Genomic DNA, 17,129 nt, shown 5'->3' on the forward strand with positions numbered 1-17,129 from the left:
GGCGCTTTTTTCAGTTCAGGCAGATGAATTACTTCATCATGGCTTCGTTCGCGTTTTCGCGAATTTTACCCAGCATGCCTTTCAGTACTTTGGCGTTCGCAGCAACGATGTTGCCGTTAGACATGTAGTTAGTACCGCCGGTGAAGTCAGTGACGATAGCACCGGCTTCGCGTGCAATCAGCTCACCTGCCGCGATATCCCAAGGCTTCAGGCCCAGTTCAAAGAAACCGTCTACACGACCGGCAGCCAGGTAGCACAGGTCCAGTGCAGCAGAACCGGTACGGCGGAAGTCAGCGCAGTCAACAAACAGGGCAGCCATGATCTTCATGAAGCTTTCAGAGTGTTGCTTGGCTTTGAATGGGAAACCGGTAGCCAGTACAGTGCCGGTCAGGTCTTTAGAGTTGCCAGTACGGATACGGCGGTTGTTCAGCTGCGCACCTGCACCACGTTGGGCGGTGAAAAGTTCGTTGCGCATTGGGTCGTAAACACAGCCCAGTTCAGTGCGGCCTTTGATACGCAGGGCGATAGACACAGCGAAGTGTGGCAGACCGTTAACGAAGTTAGTGGTGCCATCCAGTGGGTCGATAATCCATTGATAGTCGCTCTTGGCATTGCCTTGTGAGCCAGACTCTTCTGCCACGAATGCGTGGTCAGGGTATGATTTCTTGATTACATCGATGATGATGGCTTCAGCGCCCTTGTCGATGTTTGTAACAAAATCGTAGGTGCCTTTCTGAAGGGTTTCTACCGAATCAGCGTTTTCATGAGATTTTGCAATAAAGTCGCCCGCCTTGCGCGCAGCGCGAATGGCGATGTTCAGCATCGGATGCATACGATATCTTCCCAGTGGATGTTAAAGAACGAAAAGCGGCGGCGAGTATAACAGAGTTTATCCAAAAGGAAAGTGGTTATTTTTTGTCCGCCTCTTGTTGAATGTGTCATTCAGATGACGATTCTCGTTCCGGATATGTTAGAATCCCGCCCGTTTTAATTCATAGCTGATAGCACCCCAGATGTTAGACAATATACGCATTGTTCTCGTAGGAACGACACATTCCGGCAATATCGGATCTGCCTCTCGCGCCATGAAAGTCATGGGGCTGAAAAACCTGGTGCTGGTAGCGCCGGAGTGTACGGTAGATGGGCAGGCGATCGCACTCGCTGCCGGTGCCAGCGATATCGCAAACAATGCGCGTATCGTAAATACCCTGGAAGAAGCCATTGCTGACTGTGGCCTGGTTGTTGGCACCAGTGCGCGCAGCCGGACACTGGACTGGCCGATGCTGGATCCTCGCCAGTGTGGCCGCAAGTTGGTTGAAGAGGCCGCAACCCATCCTGTGGCTGTCGTTTTTGGCCGGGAACGTACCGGATTGACCAACGAAGAACTGCAACTTTGCCATTACCATGTCTATATTCCGGCAAATCCGGAATACAGTTCGCTGAATCTTGCAATGGCAGTACAGACCGTCTCTTACGAAGCACGTATGGCCTGGCTGGAAAGCCTGGAATACAGCGAAGAGAAAAAGATGGAAGAGGAATACCCTCGCAGCGAAGAACTGGAGCTGTTTTACGGCCACCTTGAAAGTGTTTTGTCACAAACAGGGTTTATTCGTAAAAAGCACCCTGGAATGGTAATGAACAAACTCCGTCGCCTGTTCAACCGTGCCCGCCCTGAAATTCAGGAGCTGAACATACTGCGCGGTGTGCTTTCATCGGTAGAAAAGCTGATGCAAAAAGGTGACAATTAACCTTTGTAACCTAAAGGTTAAAAGCCTGACTCAATTATATGGTTATATACTTGACTGAAATAGTCAGGTATGCAAAACTGCCTGTAACAATAACCGACAGGCATAAAAGCTATGAGACTGACTTCAAAAGGAAGATATGCTGTAACAGCCATGCTTGATGTGGCACTGCACTCGGAGCAAGGACCGGTTCCTCTTGCTGATATTTCTGAGCGTCAGGGAATTTCGCTCTCCTATTTGGAGCAGTTGTTTTCTCGTCTTCGCAAAGCCGGACTGGTGTCCAGTGTGCGTGGACCGGGTGGTGGTTATCGATTGGGCTTAGACGCCAATGATATTCCTGTCGGTACTGTGATTTCTGCAGTTGATGAGTCAGTAGATGCGACCAAGTGTCAGGGCAAAGCTGATTGCCAGGGTGGAACCCGCTGTCTGACTCACGCCCTTTGGAGCGATCTCAGCTCAAGAATCAGCAGCTTCCTCAGCGATATTACGCTGGGTGAGCTAATGAAAGATAACGACGTACAACAAGTGGCGGGACAACAGGATGCCCGTCAGGATACCGCGCATACTCCGCGGAACACATTGGGAACAAGAGCCAAGCAAGACAGTGCCCTCATCGGCGTTAATGTGCGCTCATAAGCACGCTGTTGGTGTAGTTGGAGAGTGAAATGAAATTGCCAATCTATCTCGATTATTCAGCGACCTGCCCGGTGGATCCGCGCGTAGCGAAGAAGATGATGGAGTATCTGACCATCGATGGGACTTTCGGTAACCCGGCTTCCCGTTCGCACCGTTTTGGCTGGCAAGCTGAAGAAGCTGTTGATGAGGCACGCGAGAATATCGCTAACCTGCTGAATGCAGACCCACGTGAAATCGTATTTACTTCTGGTGCCACAGAGTCAGATAACCTGGCTATCAAGGGTGCAGCCCATTTCTATGACAAGAAAGGCAAGCACATCATCACCAGCAAGACCGAACACAAAGCCGTTCTGGATACCTGCCGACAATTGGAACGTGAAGGTTATGAAGTAACCTACATGGAGCCTGAAGCAAACGGCCTGATTGATCTCCAGAAACTGGCTGACACCATCCGTGAAGACACCATCCTGGTTTCTATCATGCATGTGAATAACGAAATTGGCGTGATTCAGGATATTGAAGCGATTGGCGAGCTGTGCCGTTCACGTAAAGTCTTGTTCCATGTTGATGCAGCCCAGTCTGCAGGCAAGATTGAGATTGACACCCAGAAAGTGAAGGTTGATCTGGTCTCTCTAAGTGCCCACAAGATGTACGGCCCTAAAGGCATCGGTGCGCTTTACGTACGCCGTAAACCACGTGTTCGCCTGGAAGCGCAGATGCACGGTGGCGGTCATGAGCGCGGTATGCGTTCCGGTACACTGCCTACCCACCAAATCGTTGGTATGGGCGAAGCTGCCCGCATTGCCAAGGAAGAGATGGAACAGGATCGTCAGCACTCCCTGGCGTTGCGTAATCGCTTCCTTGATGGCATCAAAGAGATCGAAGAAGTGACCGTTAATGGTGACCTTGATCAGCGCGTAGCTCAAAACCTCAACGTGAGCTTTGCATTCGTCGAGGGTGAATCTCTCCTGATGGCACTTAAAGACCTGGCTGTTTCTTCCGGCTCTGCCTGTACATCTGCCAGCCTTGAGCCTTCATACGTACTGCGCGCCCTGGGCCTGAATGATGAACTGGCACACAGCTCGATTCGTTTTAGCTTCGGCCGTTTTACAACGGAAGAAGAAGTGGATTACGCTGCAGAACTGATTTGCAATGCGGTATCCAAGCTTCGTGATATGTCACCACTTTGGGACATGCACAAAGAAGGTATCGACCTGAACAGCGTTGAGTGGGCTCACCACTAAGTTACTGGATATTGGGATTACGAGGGAAACACCATGGCTTACAGTGAAAAAGTAATCGACCATTACGAGAATCCACGTAACGTGGGCTCATTTGAAAAAGATGATCCATCAGTAGGCAGCGGCATGGTTGGTGCGCCTGCTTGTGGCGATGTGATGAAGCTGCAGATTAAGGTAAACGACGCCGGCATTATCGAAGATGCGCGTTTTAAAACCTATGGTTGCGGTAGCGCAATCGCGTCCAGCTCACTGGTAACAGAGTGGGTAAAGGGTAAGTCCTTGGATGAAGCTGCATCTATCAAAAACTCAGAAATTGCTGAAGAGCTGGAACTGCCTCCGGTTAAGATCCACTGCTCAATCCTGGCAGAAGATGCTATCAAGGCAGCTGTCAGCGATTACAAGAAAAAACATCAGTCATAAGAACAGTAGAGGGTTGTAGTACGTATGGGCATTTCGATTACTGAAACGGCAGCTAACCGCGTTCGCCAATTCCTTGCCAACCGAGGCAAGGGGCTGGGTTTACGACTGGGTGTTCGCACATCCGGCTGTTCGGGAATGGCCTACGTGCTCGAATTTGTTGATGAGCTGTCTGACGAAGACAAGGTTTTTGAAGACAAAGGCGTAAAAGTCATCATCGACAGTAAAAGCCTGCTCTACCTTGACGGTACAGAGCTCGACTTTACCAAAGAAGGCCTGAATGAAGGCTTCAAATTCAACAACCCGAACGTGAAGAACGAATGTGGTTGTGGTGAGAGCTTCAACGTCTAAACGTATTTGAGTAAGGCCGCGAGCTACCATGAATCACTTTGAACTTTTCGGGCTACCGTTCCAGTTTGAGCTGGACGGTAGCTCACTTTCTTCAACCTACCGCGAATTGCAGCGGAAATTTCATCCGGACAACTTTGCTACGGCTGGCGAGCGTGAAAAGCTCGAAGCTGTGCAGCGGGCTGCCCAAATTAATGATGCCTTCCAGACCCTGAAAGATCCGGTTCGCCGAGCAGAATATATGCTTGCTGAAAACCAGGTAGATATCAGGGCGGAACAGCAGACCATGCAGGATCCCGAGTTTCTGATGCAGCAGATGATGTTGCGTGAGGAACTGGAAGAGATTTCTGACAGCACTGATGCAGAAGATATGCTTTTCGACTTTGATGGTCGAATTCAGGTGATGTTTAAATCACTGGTCAGTGAGCTGAAAGCGAGTCTTGACGGGCAGGCATGGGATGACGCTGCGGTGATTGTCCGCAAGCTTAAATTTGTGGTGAAACTCAAAGACGAAATAGCCCGCGTTGAAGACAGCCTGCTAGGGTAGAACCCTGACAGGCGTTAAGCCTAAGACACAGGATTTCCCATGGCGTTATTACAGATTGCAGAACCTGGACAAAGTGCTGCGCCTCACCAGCATAAACTGGCGGTCGGTATCGATCTGGGTACTACCAATACACTGGTTGCTGCTGTACGCAGTGGCACACCTTCAACGCTGAATGATGAACAGGGCCGTGCCCTGATCCCTTCAGTCGTGCATTACGGTCAGGAACAGGCCGTTGTTGGTTTTGAAGCTAAAGCCATGCTTGAAACCGACAGTGCCAACACGGTTGCATCCGTTAAGCGTATGCTCGGGCGCTCCCTTGCGGATATCCAATCCCGCTACCCTCACTTACCTTATCAACTTACCGCTTCGGAAAACGGCTTGCCGGTTATCAATACCCGTACAGGTGCCCGCAACCCGTTGGAAGTCTCTGCTGATATTCTCCGTGAAGTCTCCAAGCGAGCCGAGTCTGCCCTTGGCGGTGAAGTGGAAGGGGTAGTGATAACTGTTCCGGCATATTTTGATGATGCCCAGCGAGCGGGAACAAAAGACGCGGCACGCCTTGCCAACCTCAATGTCCTTCGCCTCCTCAATGAACCAACAGCTGCCGCCATTGCCTATGGCCTTGATTCCGGTCAGGAAGGTGTCATTGCGGTCTACGACCTGGGTGGCGGTACCTTCGATATTTCAGTGCTTCGCCTCAGCAAAGGCGTGTTCGAGGTTCTCGCTACCGGTGGCGACTCTGCACTCGGTGGTGATGACTTTGACCATCTTGTTGCTGACTGGATCAGCGAGCAGGCGCAATTCGGTAAATTAACCGGTGACCAGCGTGGTCAGCTTAATGCTGCAGCGACAACGGCGAAAATCACCCTCAGCAATGCGGACACCGCAGAGATTGATGTACTTGGCTGGCAGGGGACGCTTAACCGTGAAACCTTCGAGGCGCTGATTACACCATTAACAAAGAAAACCCTGATGGCTTGCCGCCGTGCACTGAAAGACGCCAGTGTATCAGCAGATGAAGTGTTGGAAGTTGTTATGGTGGGCGGTTCAACCCGAGTGCCTCTGGTTCGCGAAAAAGTCGGCGAATTCTTTGGCCGTACGCCGCTGACCAGTATCGACCCGGATAAAGTTGTGGCGATAGGTGCCTCCATCCAGGCAGATATCCTGGTCGGTAACAAACCGGACTCAGACATGCTGCTGCTGGATGTTATCCCGCTGTCACTGGGTATCGAGACCATGGGTGGCCTGGTGGAGAAAATCATCCCGCGCAATACCACCATCCCTGTCGCCCGGGCACAGGAGTTTACCACCTTCAAAGACGGCCAGACCGGCATGAAAGTGCATGTCCTTCAAGGCGAACGGGAGATGGTTGATGATTGCCGTTCCCTCGCTCAGTTCACCCTTAAGGGCATTCCTCCTATGGTGGCAGGCGCTGCCCATATCCGCGTGACTTTCCAGGTTGACGCTGATGGTCTGCTTTCTGTGACTGCGATGGAAAAGAGCACCAGCGTACAGTCTTCTATTCAGGTAAAGCCTTCTTATGGCTTGTCAGAAGACGAAATCGCCAACATGATCAAGTCCTCCTTCACCCATGCAGAAGAAGACAAAGATTCCCGCTACCTGGCTGAGCAGCGTGTGGAAGCTGACCGCGTTATTGAGAGCCTGATTGCTGCTATGCAGGAAGATGGTGATGACCTCCTTAACGGTGAAGAGCAGCAGGCACTGGTTGCTGCGATTGAGGCCTTGATCGCCAAACGTAACGGCGACAGTGCCCTGGCCATCGAGAACGAAATTAAGGTGCTGGACAAAGCCAGCCAGGAATTTGCTGCACGCCGAATGGACAAGTCCATCCGTAAGGCGCTGGCAGGTCAATCTATTGACGAGGTTTAACTATGCCCAAGATCGTTGTACTTCCACACGAAGATTTGTGCCCGGAAGGTGCTGTACTGGAAGCGGAAACCGGGGAAACCGTACTGGACGTCGCCCTGCGTAATGGAATCGGTATTGAGCATGCGTGTGAAAAGTCGTGTGCCTGCACCACTTGCCACGTGATTGTCCGTGAAGGTTTTGACTCACTGGATGAAAGTGATGAGCTGGAAGATGACATGCTGGACAAGGCGTGGGGTCTTGAGCCTGAATCGCGTCTTGGCTGCCAGGCGAAAGTGGCAGATGAAGACCTGGTTGTCGAGATCCCTCGCTACAGCCTGAACCACGCAAAAGAAAATCATTAAGCCAGAGATTTAAGGAATCGCAATATGAGCCTGACATGGACAGATTCACGGGATATTGCCATTGAGCTGTGTGATCTTTACCCGGATACCGATCCGAAAACTGTGCGCTTTACCGACCTGCATCGCTGGGTGACAGAACTTGAGGATTTTGATGACGACCCTAACCGGTCTAACGAAAAAATCCTTGAGGCAATTATTCTGTGCTGGATGGACGAGGCAGACTAATTACCGGGTCTGTTTGGTTTCTGTAAACGTCTTGTTTTATTTATCGTTTACGGGCAGAGTAAAAAGCGAATCAGAAAGCGGGCTTATGCCCGTTTTCTTATATACCTAAAATCATAAAGGTCTGCCCGGCTGGCCTTATCCTCAGTAAAATCAGCCAGGCGCAGGCTCCATCAAATAAAAATGCAAGGAGTAAAGTATGGCGGAATACATGCTTGTCTCACTCTCTCTGAAACCCGCAACCCCGCATTGGGGAGAAAAAGCGCTGCTTTCATTCTCCGGCGACCAAGCCACTGTGCATCTTACTAAACTTGAAGATTTTGATGCCATTCAGCGTGCTGCCCGCAAACTGGAGAGCCAGGGAATCAAGAATGTCGAATTGTCTGGCGATGGCTGGAGCCTCGAGGGTATCTGGTCTTTCCATCAGGGATTTAGAAACCCGAAAGGTGGGACTGAGATTAGACAGAACCTGCTGGGTGCCGAGGATCAAAAAGAGCTGGAAGCACGGATCACCGCGGCTGACTGGGCGCGTGACATTATCAACCAGACAGCTGAAGAGATTGAGCCAAAGCAACTGGCGTCACGTGCTGGAGAATTCATCAAGTCTCTGGCACCGGACCATGTAAGCTACAAGATCGTTTCCGGTACTGACCTGCTGGAGCAAGGCTGGGTTGGCATTTATACCGTTGGACGGGGTTCTGCCCGCAAGCCGGCGATGCTGCAATTGGACTACAACCCGACCGGTGATGAAAATGCGCCTGTTTACGCCTGTATTGTGGGTAAGGGCATCACATTTGACTCCGGAGGTTACAGCCTCAAACCTTCCAACTTCATGGATGCCATGAAAGCTGATATGGGGGGTGCTGCAAACGCAACCGGTGGCCTGGCTTTGGCTATTGCCCGTGGCGTGAAAAAGCGTATCAAGCTGATCCTGTGTTGTGCCGAAAACATGGTGTCCGGCAGTGCCTACAAGCTGGGTGATATTATCACCTACAAAAACGGGGTGACCGTTGAAGTGCTGAACTCAGATGCGGAAGGACGTCTGGTCCTCGCTGACGGCCTGCTTTACGCCAATGAATTCAAGCCTGAACTGACTATCGATTGTGCCACCCTGACAGGTGCAGCCAAAATGGCGCTGGGCAATGACTATCATGCCCTGTTCAGCTTTGACGATGATCTGGCACACCGGGCACTGTCTGCTGCCCGTGAAGAAAATGAAGGTTTGTGGCCACTTCCGTTGGCGGAGTTCCACCGCGGAATGCTTCCTTCAAGCTTTGCTGATCTCGCTAACGTATCCGGTGGGCAATACAACCCGGGTGCCAGCACGGCAGCAGCATTCCTGTCGTACTTTGTTGATGAATACCAGAAGGGTTGGCTGCACTTTGACTGCTCAGCGACCTACCGCAAGGCAGCCTCCGACAAGTGGGCTGTAGGCGGGACAGGTACGGGTGTCCGTACTCTGGCACGTATTCTTGCTCAAGAAGCCTGATTTTAATCGGTTTAGTTAACAAAATGGGATACCGGAGATGGCCCGGTGTCCCGCATTTGATACCATCCTGTATGTGATGATGTGAACAAAGAGGTGGTGTTCATTATTTTTGATGACGCCAAAACCCGACAGCTATAAAAAAGGAAAATAACATGGCCATTGAGCGCACGTTTTCTATCGTGAAACCGGACGCGGTAAAGCGCAACCTAATCGGTGCCATTTACCAACGTATTGAGAGTGCAGGACTGCGCGTTGTGGCTGCCAAGATGCTCCATCTGGATGCCGCAAAAGCCGGAGGCTTTTACGCAGAGCATGAAGGCAAGCCCTTCTATAATGATCTGGTCGAGTTTATGACTTCAGGCCCAATCATGGTGCAGGTGCTGGAAGGTGAGGATGCCATTGCCCGCTACCGTGAATTGATGGGGAAAACCAACCCGGAAGAAGCTGCATGTGGCACGCTCCGCAACGATTTCGCACTGAGCATGCGTTATAACTCCGTGCATGGCTCAGATAGCCCGGCTTCTGCCGAGCGTGAAATAGCCTACTTCTTCGCGCAGGACGAAATCTGCCCGCGTGCAGAGTAATAAAATTGTACGAAAATCAACAGGGGAGCTTCGGCTCCCCTTTCTTTTACGAATTCCCCTAAACTCAATGTGTGGAATCGGTCACGTAAAGCCTGTACAATTTCGCGCCTTATACCAATCAGACTAATTCCTTGATCATTCTGACTGGTCGAAATCATCCATTTCAGCGTTGCTTGTTTTGATGTTAGCCCCACTAGCATCTGCAACTCGCGCCTTGAACTGAATGGTTTCTCCAGCGTCATCTCAGACCAAAGAAATAATCCAATTGGTATTAAAACCGGGCAACCGCCGGACAGTTTCCGGGTCACTCTAAGTATCACGAGGCAATCGATGACAACTGAAAAAATCAATCTGCTGGATTTTGACCGCCAGGCTCTGCGTCAGTTCTTTGCGGAAGAGCTGAATGAAAAGGCGTTTCGCGCAGACCAGATTATGAAGTGGATGTACCACTTCGGTTGTGATGACTTCGACCAGATGACCAACATCAACAAGAAGCTTCGTGAGCGCCTGAAAGAAATCGCTGAAATCCGTGCACCGTACGTGAGTGCTGCCCAGTATTCACAGGATGGCACCATCAAGTGGGCTATGCGTGTAGGCAACCAGGATGTAGAAACCGTTTACATCCCAGAAGATGACCGCGCGACACTGTGTGTTTCCTCTCAGGTAGGTTGTGCGCTGGAATGTAAGTTCTGCTCTACTGCCCAGCAGGGCTTTAACCGCAACCTTCGTGTCTCTGAAATCATCGGTCAGGTTTGGCGCGCCGCGAAAGAAATCGGTGTGGAAAAAGAGACCGGACGCCGCCCTATTACCAATGTGGTGATGATGGGTATGGGTGAGCCGCTTCTGAATGTGAAAAACCTGATCCCTGCGCTGAACCTGATGCTGGATGATTATGGGTTCGGTCTGTCCAAGCGCCGCGTTACTGTATCAACTTCCGGCGTTGTGTCTGGCCTCAAGCAGCTGACCGGACAGCTGGATGTTGCGCTGGCTATTTCATTGCACGCACCCAATGATGAGCTGCGCAGCCAGATCATGCCAATCAATGACAAGTATGACATTGAGACCTTCCTTTCTGCTGTGCGTGACTACATTGCTGTTTCCAATGCCAACCGTGGCCGTGTAACCGTTGAGTATATTTTGCTCGACCACGTGAATGACGGTACAGAACATGCGCACCAGCTCGCAGAGTTGCTAAAAGATACGCCTGCGAAGATAAATCTTATTCCTTTCAACCCGTACCCGGGGTCACCATATAACAAACCAAGCAATAGCCGTATTGATCGCTTCCGTAAGGCATTAGAGCAGTACGATATTACTGTCACTACCCGTAAAACCCGTGGTGACGATATTGATGCTGCATGTGGTCAGTTAGTTGGTGATGTGATTGACCGCACGAAACGGACAAAAGGTATGCGTGGAGCGGGTGAACCGATCCCTGTTACTTCTGTCTAAAATGATAGGTATCAATAAGGCCACACCAATGTGGCCTTAATTTTATCTCAGGGAATTTTCCTGCTGCCATCACCCTTACTTGAGCGAACGGCAACATACGGTGCTTTTTTCATTTATGTTGCGAGGGATGACTCAAACTATGTTACGATGGTCAGCAATTTTGTTGTTTTTTGGCCTTTTAAGCGGCTGTGTGACTGTTTCAGAAGAAGAAACAGCGGGTTCTTTTGACAATGTTCAGGCTGCGGAAGCCCGTGTCACATTAGGGCTCAATTACATGCAGCAGGGGCAGTGGCAGCGTGCCAGAGAGAACCTGGAACTGGCATTGCAATACGCACCGGATTACTACCGGTCACTCATTGGTATGGCGTATTACCTGCAAAAAGTCGGCTCAGACGATGAAGCTGAAGGTTTGTATAAAAAAGCGCTGAGATCTTCACCCAATAACGGTGATGTACTTAATAATTACGGCGTATTTTTGTGCAGAAAGACGCGTTATGAAGATGCCCAGAAAGCATTTTCGAAGGCGATAAAACAACCGTATTACTATCAGGTCGCAGCAAGTTATGAAAATGCGGCCTTTTGTGAATTAAAAGCCGGTAACCGTGATACTGCAATTTATAAGTTTGAAAAGGCGCTGGCCAATGAGCCGACCCGTCCTAAAACCTTATTGCAATTGGCTGATATAAAAATTGAAGATGAAAACTACAACCAGGCTCGTCTTCATCTGTTTGCCTTTAACAAAAGGTACGGTTACCAGCCAACAAGCTTGCTTATGCTGATTCAGCTTGAATCAGGGGCAGGCCGACAAATAGAAGTGGATCGCTACGGCGAACTGTTGGCGACCATGTATCCGGACTCAGAACAATATCAGCGATATATTGCGAATGACTACTGAATTACATTCCGAACCTCATATCGATGCACCGCTGCAAAGTGCGGGAAGTCTACTGAAAGAAAAGCGTGAAGCGCTTGGGCTTTCAGTAAAAGATGTCGCCGAACGACTCCATCTCCGCACCACCGTTGTTGAGGCGATTGAGCAGGACCATACAGAGTTTGACCAGATATCAACCTACGTGCGTGGTTATGTACGTGCTTACGCCAAGCTGGTTGATCTTAATGCTGATGAACTCATTGCCTTGATGCCGCACCTTAAGACGGCTGAAGTGCATCATGCTTCCCAGATGCAAAGCTTTTCCCGGAAAACAAACCATGAGAAGCGCGACAACCGCCTGATGACGCTGACCTGGCTCATCATTGCGATTATTGTTGGTGTATCCGGTTACTGGTGGTGGCAAAACAGCCGTGTAGCGGAGCTATCTGTTATTGAACAGCCAGTATCAGGAACAACTGAAACGGCAGAACAGCCCGTTCGGGAGACCAGCCCTGACAGCGTGGAGCCAGCTCCCGTTGAAGAACCGGCATCGCCAGCCAGTGGCTCGCCTGCTGTGGAATCAAACCCAGAAAATACCCCTGAGGTTGTTGAACCGCAGGTTGAAGCTGATAATTCTGCAGAACAGGCCGTCACTGAACCTCCGGTTGTTCCTGAGCCACAGACAGTAGAAACAGTTCAACAGTCAACGGAAGCGGTTGCAAACCCCGTCGTTCCGGAAGTGAGTGAAACTCCAACGGCAGGCGTTCCTCCTGCTGCTCCGGTGCAACAGAGCCCAACAAGTGATTTGCTTGTGGTAAAATTCAGCTCTGATTGTTGGGTGGATATCCGGGATGCCTCCGGCAAACGCCTGGCTATTGGTATTAAAGGGACAGGTGATACGCTGAACCTGTCTGGTAAACCACCATATAAAGTTGTATTAGGCGCTCCTGAAGTGGTTACGATGACTTACGACGGTGAGTCTGTGGATCTGGGTAAGTACGAATCCGGAAATGTTGCCCGATTCACCCTTCCGTAACCAACCCGTGTTGTAGTGCTCTTGAGTTAAGTCATGCATAAAGAATCCCCAATTAAACGTCGCCAGTCGACGCGTATTTACGTCGGTAATGTTCCTGTTGGTGACGGCGCCCCAATCGCCGTGCAATCAATGACGAACACACGTACTACGGATGTCGATGCCACCGTGGCACAAATTCGCGCCCTGGAAAAAGCCGGTGCTGATATCGTGCGTGTCTCTGTGCCTACCATGGAAGCGGCTGAAGCATTCAAATTGATCAAGCAGCAGTCGAATCTCCCACTGGTGGCTGATATTCACTTCGACTACCGTATCGCGCTTAAAGTGGCGGAGTACGGTGTAGACTGCCTGCGTATCAACCCGGGCAATATCGGTCGCGAAGATCGTATCCGTGCGGTTGTAGACTGTGCCCGTGACAAAAATATCCCTATTCGCATCGGTGTAAACGGCGGATCGCTCGAACGTGATCTGCAGGAAAAGTATGGCGAGCCTACACCGGAAGCACTGGTGGAATCCGCCATGCGCCATGTGGATATCCTTGACCGCCTGAACTTTGACCAGTTCAAAGTCAGTGTAAAGGCCTCTGATGTTTTCCTGGCTGTTGATGCCTACCGTAAGCTGGCCCAGGAAATACGTCAGCCTCTGCACCTGGGTATTACAGAAGCAGGTGGTGCCCGTGCAGGAGCCGTGAAGTCGGCAATCGGACTGGGCATTTTGCTGTCTGAGGGCATTGGCGATACCCTTCGTATCTCTCTGGCGGCAAACCCGGTTGAAGAAATCAAAGTTGGTTTTGATATTCTCAAGTCCCTGCGTATCCGTTCACGTGGTATCAACTTTATTGCGTGCCCGACCTGTTCACGTCAGGAATTCGACGTGATCGGTACCATCAATGAGCTGGAACAACGGCTGGAAGATGTTGTCGTACCTATGGACGTTTCCGTGATTGGCTGTGTGGTGAATGGCCCAGGTGAAGCAGAAGTGTCGCACCTTGGCGTGGCCGGTGCCAACAGGCGTAGCGCCCTGTATGAAGATGGCAAACGTACCAAAGAACGGCTGGACAACGATGACCTGATTGATACGCTGGAAGCGCGCATCCGGGCCAAAGCGGCGATGCTTGATGAAGCAAACCGCATCAAGGTTGAAGAAATCGAAAAATAACCGTTCGCCGTGCATCGCACGGCGATTCGTGTATTGGTAAACTATCGCATTCATCTCAAGCGATAACGAGAGTTAAAGTGGCGAAGACAATCCAAGCTATCCGAGGCATGAATGACTGCCTCCCAACACAAACTCCGCTTTGGCAAAAAGTGGAAGGCACCGTTAAATCAGTTATCAGTGCATATGGCTATAACGAAGTCCGTATGCCTATCGTTGAGATGACGAATCTGTTCTGCCGCGCTATCGGTGAAGTGACCGACGTGGTAGAAAAAGAAATGTACACCTTTGATGACCGTAACGGTGACAGCCTGAGCCTCCGACCTGAAGGTACGGCAGGCTGTGTACGTGCCGGTATCGAAAACGGCTTGCTGTACAACCAGGAACAGCGCCTGTGGTACATGGGCCCGATGTTCCGTCATGAGCGCCCTCAGAAAGGCCGCTACCGTCAGTTCCACCAGTGTGGTGTGGAAGTGTTTGGCCTCAATGGCCCGGATGTTGACGCAGAACTTATCATGATGACCGCCCGCATGTGGCGTGAATTGGGTATTTCCGAGCACGTTACCCTTGAGCTGAACTCAATCGGTTCCCTGGAAGCCCGTGCCAACTACCGTGAAGCACTGATCGCCTATCTTGAACAGCATATGGATGTTCTGGATGAAGACTGCAAGCGCCGTATGTACACCAACCCGCTGCGAGTGCTGGACACCAAGAACCCGGACGTGCAGGCAATCCTTGGTGATGCGCCTAAGCTTTCCGAGTACCTGGATGAAGAATCCAAGGATCACTTTGCCGGTCTGTGTGCACTGCTTGACGCTGCAGGTATCCCATACAACCTGAATGAGCGCCTGGTACGTGGCCTGGATTATTACAACCGCACTGTGTTTGAGTGGGTAACGTCCAGCCTGGGTGCACAGGGTACAGTTTGTGGCGGTGGCCGTTATGACGGCCTGGTTGAACAACTGGGTGGCAAACCGGCTCCTGCAGTAGGTTTTGCAATGGGCCTTGAGCGCCTTGTGCTGCTCATGGAAACCCTGGGCCAGACTGACGTACGCCGTGGCGTAGATGTCTATGTGGTGACTGCCGGAGAAGGCACACTGATGGCAGGTATGAAGCTGGCTGAGCGCCTGCGTGAAGATGTACCTGGCCTGCGTGTAATGACTCACTTTGGTGGCGGTAACTTTAAGAAACAATTCAAGCGTGCAGATAAAGTCGGTGCAGCTGTTGCACTGGTTCTGGGCGAAGACGAAGTGGCATCCGGACAGGTAACCTTCAAGGATCTGGCCGGCGGTGAACAATTGACAATGTCACAGGATGATGTGGCCGCAAAACTGGCGGCATTGATTTAAGAGGATCAGTCGTGGAAGTCTACACCACAGAAGAACAACAGGTAGAAGCGATTAAGAATTGGTGGAAGGAAAACGGTAAAGCCGTGATTCTTGGCGCTGTTGTCGGCCTTGGCGGCCTGTACGGCTGGCGTTATTACCAGGGTCATCTCGATACCTCGGCGGAAAACGCCTCTGACGCTTACAACGTGGTTGTTACTGCCTTGGCTTCTGACGGCGCGGAAGCAGCCGGGAAAGCCGAAGCTTTCATTAAGGACAACGCAGACACATCTTACGCTGCAATGACCAGCCTACAACTGGCAAAAGTTCAGGCGGAAGCCGGTGAGCTGGCTGCTGCTGCTAGGCAGCTTCGCTGGGTAACTGACAATGCTAAAGATGAGTCTATGCAGACACTGGCGCAGATTCGCCTGGCCCGCGTGGAAGCCCAGCAGGGTAACCTTGACGCAGCACTGGCTGAGCTCGCTAAGGTCACGTCCGAAAGTTGGGCTGGTACGGTGGATGAACTCCGCGGCGATTTTCAGTTGAAAAAAGGCGATGTCGAAGCAGCACGTACTTCTTATGAACTGGCTCTTCAAAACGGAGCAGGCCAGGTTGTTCAGATGAAACTGGACAACCTTGCTAAGTAAGGATTACGGCATGCAGAAAGCCTTGAAGCGCGCACTCCCTCTGTTGTTGGCACTGGGTGTCCTGGCGGGTTGTGCGAGCGAAGAAGAAGCGGTGCAGATGGCGCCGCTTCCTGTCGTAAAAAGCGAATTTGCTCCCAAGCAGATTTGGCAGCACCAGATTGGTGATGGCGTAGGGCAGTATTTCTCCCGTCTTTCCCCGGCAGTCGGTTACGACAAGATTTTCGCTGCTGACCGCGACGGTAAAGTGTATGCGCTGAACAGTGAGACCGGAAAGAAACTTTGGGAAGTTAACCTGGGTGAAGAAAACCCGGCGTTGCTTTCTGGTGGATTGACCCTATCTTACGGCAAAGTATTCATCGGTTCCGAAAACGGCTATGTGATCGCACTGGACGAAGAAACCGGTGAAACCAAGTGGAAAACCCAGGTTAACGGTGAAGTGCTGGCCAAACCACTGGCTGACGAAGGCATGGTGGTGGTAAACACTTCTCGTGGCACCCTGGTTGCGCTGGATGCTGAAACCGGTGAGCAAAAATGGCGTATCGGTAACGAAGTGCCTAACCTGACACTCCGCGGTGACAGTGCACCGGTAACCGTTGGCGGCGGTGTATTCTGGGGAATGGCAAATGGCCGTCTGGGTGCTGCGCTGATGAATTCAGGACAGGTACTCTGGCAGATCCCCGTAGGCAGCCCGAAAGGCGCGACAGAGATTGATCGTCTGGTTGATGTTGACTCTACACCGGTAATTTCAGGCGACCGTCTGTACGTACTGGGGTACAATGGCCACCTTTTCGCCATGGACCTGCGCTCCGGACAACCGGTTTGGAAGCGTAACTATTCGGCGTATAACGACTTTTTCGTCGCGGGTAACCGGATATTCCTGACCACAGACAAAGACCACGTCGTTGCTATTGATGCACGCAGCGGAACGGAACTGTGGGAAAACAAGGATCTGCAATACCGTCTTCTGACAGCGCCGGTCGCTATCTCAGGCTATATTGTGGTAGGTGATGCAGAAGGTTACCTGCACTGGCTGGATCCTGACACTGGTGAGTTTGTTGCCCAGCAGCAGATTAACAATAGTGGCTTGGCTGTCGCACCGGTACGCGTCGATGACGGTTACCTGGTGATGGACCGCGAAGGCGATTTGCGGAAACTGCAAATTCCCTGATTTCAGCGGATTATGAAC

General features: G+C 51.2%; 19 protein-coding genes. 18 read left to right on the forward strand and 1 reads right to left on the reverse strand.

What is annotated here, in order from left to right:
• Positions 1 to 28 precede the first annotated feature (28 nt).
• Positions 29 to 832, reverse strand: coding sequence for an inositol-1-monophosphatase (suhB, locus tag NF212_RS04100; protein ID WP_434359072.1), 804 nt, complete (start codon positions 830 to 832; stop codon positions 29 to 31).
• A gap of 181 nt (positions 833 to 1,013) precedes the next feature.
• Between suhB and trmJ the strand changes: the two genes are divergently transcribed.
• The 18 genes from trmJ (at position 1,014) to bamB (ending at position 17,111) form a co-directional block, all read left to right on the forward strand.
• On the forward strand, positions 1,014 to 1,748 hold the full coding sequence (trmJ, locus tag NF212_RS04105; RefSeq protein WP_434359074.1) for a tRNA (cytosine(32)/uridine(32)-2'-O)-methyltransferase TrmJ: 735 nt from the start codon (positions 1,014 to 1,016) through the stop codon (positions 1,746 to 1,748).
• Positions 1,749 to 1,859: 111 nt separating this feature from the next.
• Positions 1,860 to 2,381 (forward strand): Fe-S cluster assembly transcriptional regulator IscR, encoded by a 522-nt coding sequence (gene iscR, locus NF212_RS04110; RefSeq protein WP_434359076.1) that lies wholly within the window; start codon positions 1,860 to 1,862, stop codon positions 2,379 to 2,381.
• 29 nt (positions 2,382 to 2,410) lie between these two features.
• Entirely contained in the window at positions 2,411 to 3,625 is a 1,215-nt protein-coding gene (locus tag NF212_RS04115; RefSeq protein ID WP_434359078.1) for an IscS subfamily cysteine desulfurase, read from the forward strand.
• 33 nt (positions 3,626 to 3,658) lie between these two features.
• Entirely contained in the window at positions 3,659 to 4,042 is a 384-nt protein-coding gene (gene iscU, locus NF212_RS04120; protein WP_434359080.1) for a Fe-S cluster assembly scaffold IscU, read from the forward strand.
• 24 nt (positions 4,043 to 4,066) lie between these two features.
• Positions 4,067 to 4,390, forward strand: a complete 324-nt coding sequence (gene iscA / locus NF212_RS04125; RefSeq protein WP_434359082.1) for an iron-sulfur cluster assembly protein IscA — start codon at positions 4,067 to 4,069, stop codon at positions 4,388 to 4,390.
• A 28-nt stretch (positions 4,391 to 4,418) separates the two neighbouring features.
• Positions 4,419 to 4,934 carry a co-chaperone HscB gene (gene hscB, locus NF212_RS04130; protein WP_434359084.1) on the forward strand — a complete coding sequence of 172 codons (516 nt, stop codon included), beginning with the start codon at positions 4,419 to 4,421 and terminating at the stop codon, positions 4,932 to 4,934.
• 39 nt (positions 4,935 to 4,973) lie between these two features.
• Positions 4,974 to 6,824 (forward strand): Fe-S protein assembly chaperone HscA, encoded by a 1,851-nt coding sequence (gene hscA, locus NF212_RS04135; protein ID WP_434359086.1) that lies wholly within the window; start codon positions 4,974 to 4,976, stop codon positions 6,822 to 6,824.
• Between the two features lie 2 nt (positions 6,825 to 6,826).
• Entirely contained in the window at positions 6,827 to 7,165 is a 339-nt protein-coding gene (gene fdx, locus NF212_RS04140) for an ISC system 2Fe-2S type ferredoxin (RefSeq protein ID WP_434359088.1), read from the forward strand.
• A 24-nt stretch (positions 7,166 to 7,189) separates the two neighbouring features.
• The gene (iscX, locus tag NF212_RS04145; RefSeq protein WP_434359090.1) at positions 7,190 to 7,390 is read left to right on the forward strand and encodes a Fe-S cluster assembly protein IscX; all 201 of its coding nucleotides are present in this window, start codon (positions 7,190 to 7,192) and stop codon (positions 7,388 to 7,390) included.
• Positions 7,391 to 7,586: 196 nt separating this feature from the next.
• On the forward strand, positions 7,587 to 8,876 hold the full coding sequence (gene pepB / locus NF212_RS04150) for an aminopeptidase PepB (RefSeq protein ID WP_434359092.1): 1,290 nt from the start codon (positions 7,587 to 7,589) through the stop codon (positions 8,874 to 8,876).
• 152 nt (positions 8,877 to 9,028) lie between these two features.
• Positions 9,029 to 9,460 (forward strand): nucleoside-diphosphate kinase, encoded by a 432-nt coding sequence (ndk, locus tag NF212_RS04155; protein ID WP_434359094.1) that lies wholly within the window; start codon positions 9,029 to 9,031, stop codon positions 9,458 to 9,460.
• Positions 9,461 to 9,790: 330 nt separating this feature from the next.
• Positions 9,791 to 10,912, forward strand: a complete 1,122-nt coding sequence (locus NF212_RS04160; protein WP_434359096.1) for a bifunctional tRNA (adenosine(37)-C2)-methyltransferase TrmG/ribosomal RNA large subunit methyltransferase RlmN — start codon at positions 9,791 to 9,793, stop codon at positions 10,910 to 10,912.
• A gap of 139 nt (positions 10,913 to 11,051) precedes the next feature.
• Positions 11,052 to 11,807 carry a type IV pilus biogenesis/stability protein PilW gene (pilW, locus tag NF212_RS04165; RefSeq protein WP_434359098.1) on the forward strand — a complete coding sequence of 252 codons (756 nt, stop codon included), beginning with the start codon at positions 11,052 to 11,054 and terminating at the stop codon, positions 11,805 to 11,807.
• The gene (rodZ, locus tag NF212_RS04170; protein WP_434359100.1) at positions 11,797 to 12,819 is read left to right on the forward strand and encodes a cytoskeleton protein RodZ; all 1,023 of its coding nucleotides are present in this window, start codon (positions 11,797 to 11,799) and stop codon (positions 12,817 to 12,819) included. The genes pilW and rodZ overlap by 11 nt, the downstream gene beginning before the upstream one ends.
• A 33-nt stretch (positions 12,820 to 12,852) precedes the next feature.
• The gene (ispG, locus tag NF212_RS04175) at positions 12,853 to 13,974 is read left to right on the forward strand and encodes a flavodoxin-dependent (E)-4-hydroxy-3-methylbut-2-enyl-diphosphate synthase (RefSeq protein ID WP_434359102.1); all 1,122 of its coding nucleotides are present in this window, start codon (positions 12,853 to 12,855) and stop codon (positions 13,972 to 13,974) included.
• A 77-nt stretch (positions 13,975 to 14,051) separates the two neighbouring features.
• Positions 14,052 to 15,320 (forward strand): histidine--tRNA ligase, encoded by a 1,269-nt coding sequence (gene hisS, locus NF212_RS04180; protein ID WP_434359104.1) that lies wholly within the window; start codon positions 14,052 to 14,054, stop codon positions 15,318 to 15,320.
• An 11-nt stretch (positions 15,321 to 15,331) separates the two neighbouring features.
• Positions 15,332 to 15,943 (forward strand): YfgM family protein, encoded by a 612-nt coding sequence (locus NF212_RS04185; RefSeq protein WP_434359106.1) that lies wholly within the window; start codon positions 15,332 to 15,334, stop codon positions 15,941 to 15,943.
• Positions 15,944 to 15,953: 10 nt separating this feature from the next.
• Positions 15,954 to 17,111 carry an outer membrane protein assembly factor BamB gene (gene bamB / locus NF212_RS04190; protein ID WP_434359108.1) on the forward strand — a complete coding sequence of 386 codons (1,158 nt, stop codon included), beginning with the start codon at positions 15,954 to 15,956 and terminating at the stop codon, positions 17,109 to 17,111.
• Positions 17,112 to 17,129 lie beyond the last annotated feature (18 nt).

Origin of the sequence: Parasalinivibrio latis, assembly GCF_036825535.1 — a bacterium.
Classification (GTDB): Bacteria; Pseudomonadota; Gammaproteobacteria; order Enterobacterales; family Vibrionaceae; genus Parasalinivibrio; species Parasalinivibrio latis.

What these genes read in the sequence shown, in the direction of transcription:
- hscA (WP_434359086.1), top strand. Translation starts at nt 4,974, where the DNA reads ATGGCGTTATTACAGATTGCAGAACCTGGACAAAGTGCTGCGCCTCAC.
- ndk (WP_434359094.1), top strand. Translation starts at nt 9,029, where the DNA reads ATGGCCATTGAGCGCACGTTTTCTATCGTGAAACCGGACGCGGTAAAG.
- bamB (WP_434359108.1), top strand. Translation starts at nt 15,954, where the DNA reads ATGCAGAAAGCCTTGAAGCGCGCACTCCCTCTGTTGTTGGCACTGGGT.
- pepB (WP_434359092.1), top strand. Translation starts at nt 7,587, where the DNA reads ATGGCGGAATACATGCTTGTCTCACTCTCTCTGAAACCCGCAACCCCG.
- fdx (WP_434359088.1), top strand. Translation starts at nt 6,827, where the DNA reads ATGCCCAAGATCGTTGTACTTCCACACGAAGATTTGTGCCCGGAAGGT.
- NF212_RS04115 (WP_434359078.1), top strand. Translation starts at nt 2,411, where the DNA reads ATGAAATTGCCAATCTATCTCGATTATTCAGCGACCTGCCCGGTGGAT.
- hscB (WP_434359084.1), top strand. Translation starts at nt 4,419, where the DNA reads ATGAATCACTTTGAACTTTTCGGGCTACCGTTCCAGTTTGAGCTGGAC.
- iscR (WP_434359076.1), top strand. Translation starts at nt 1,860, where the DNA reads ATGAGACTGACTTCAAAAGGAAGATATGCTGTAACAGCCATGCTTGAT.
- NF212_RS04160 (WP_434359096.1), top strand. Translation starts at nt 9,791, where the DNA reads ATGACAACTGAAAAAATCAATCTGCTGGATTTTGACCGCCAGGCTCTG.
- trmJ (WP_434359074.1), top strand. Translation starts at nt 1,014, where the DNA reads ATGTTAGACAATATACGCATTGTTCTCGTAGGAACGACACATTCCGGC.
- pilW (WP_434359098.1), top strand. Translation starts at nt 11,052, where the DNA reads ATGTTACGATGGTCAGCAATTTTGTTGTTTTTTGGCCTTTTAAGCGGC.
- iscA (WP_434359082.1), top strand. Translation starts at nt 4,067, where the DNA reads ATGGGCATTTCGATTACTGAAACGGCAGCTAACCGCGTTCGCCAATTC.
- rodZ (WP_434359100.1), top strand. Translation starts at nt 11,797, where the DNA reads ATGACTACTGAATTACATTCCGAACCTCATATCGATGCACCGCTGCAA.
- iscU (WP_434359080.1), top strand. Translation starts at nt 3,659, where the DNA reads ATGGCTTACAGTGAAAAAGTAATCGACCATTACGAGAATCCACGTAAC.
- suhB (WP_434359072.1), bottom strand. Translation starts at nt 832, where the DNA reads ATGCATCCGATGCTGAACATCGCCATTCGCGCTGCGCGCAAGGCGGGC.
- iscX (WP_434359090.1), top strand. Translation starts at nt 7,190, where the DNA reads ATGAGCCTGACATGGACAGATTCACGGGATATTGCCATTGAGCTGTGT.
- ispG (WP_434359102.1), top strand. Translation starts at nt 12,853, where the DNA reads ATGCATAAAGAATCCCCAATTAAACGTCGCCAGTCGACGCGTATTTAC.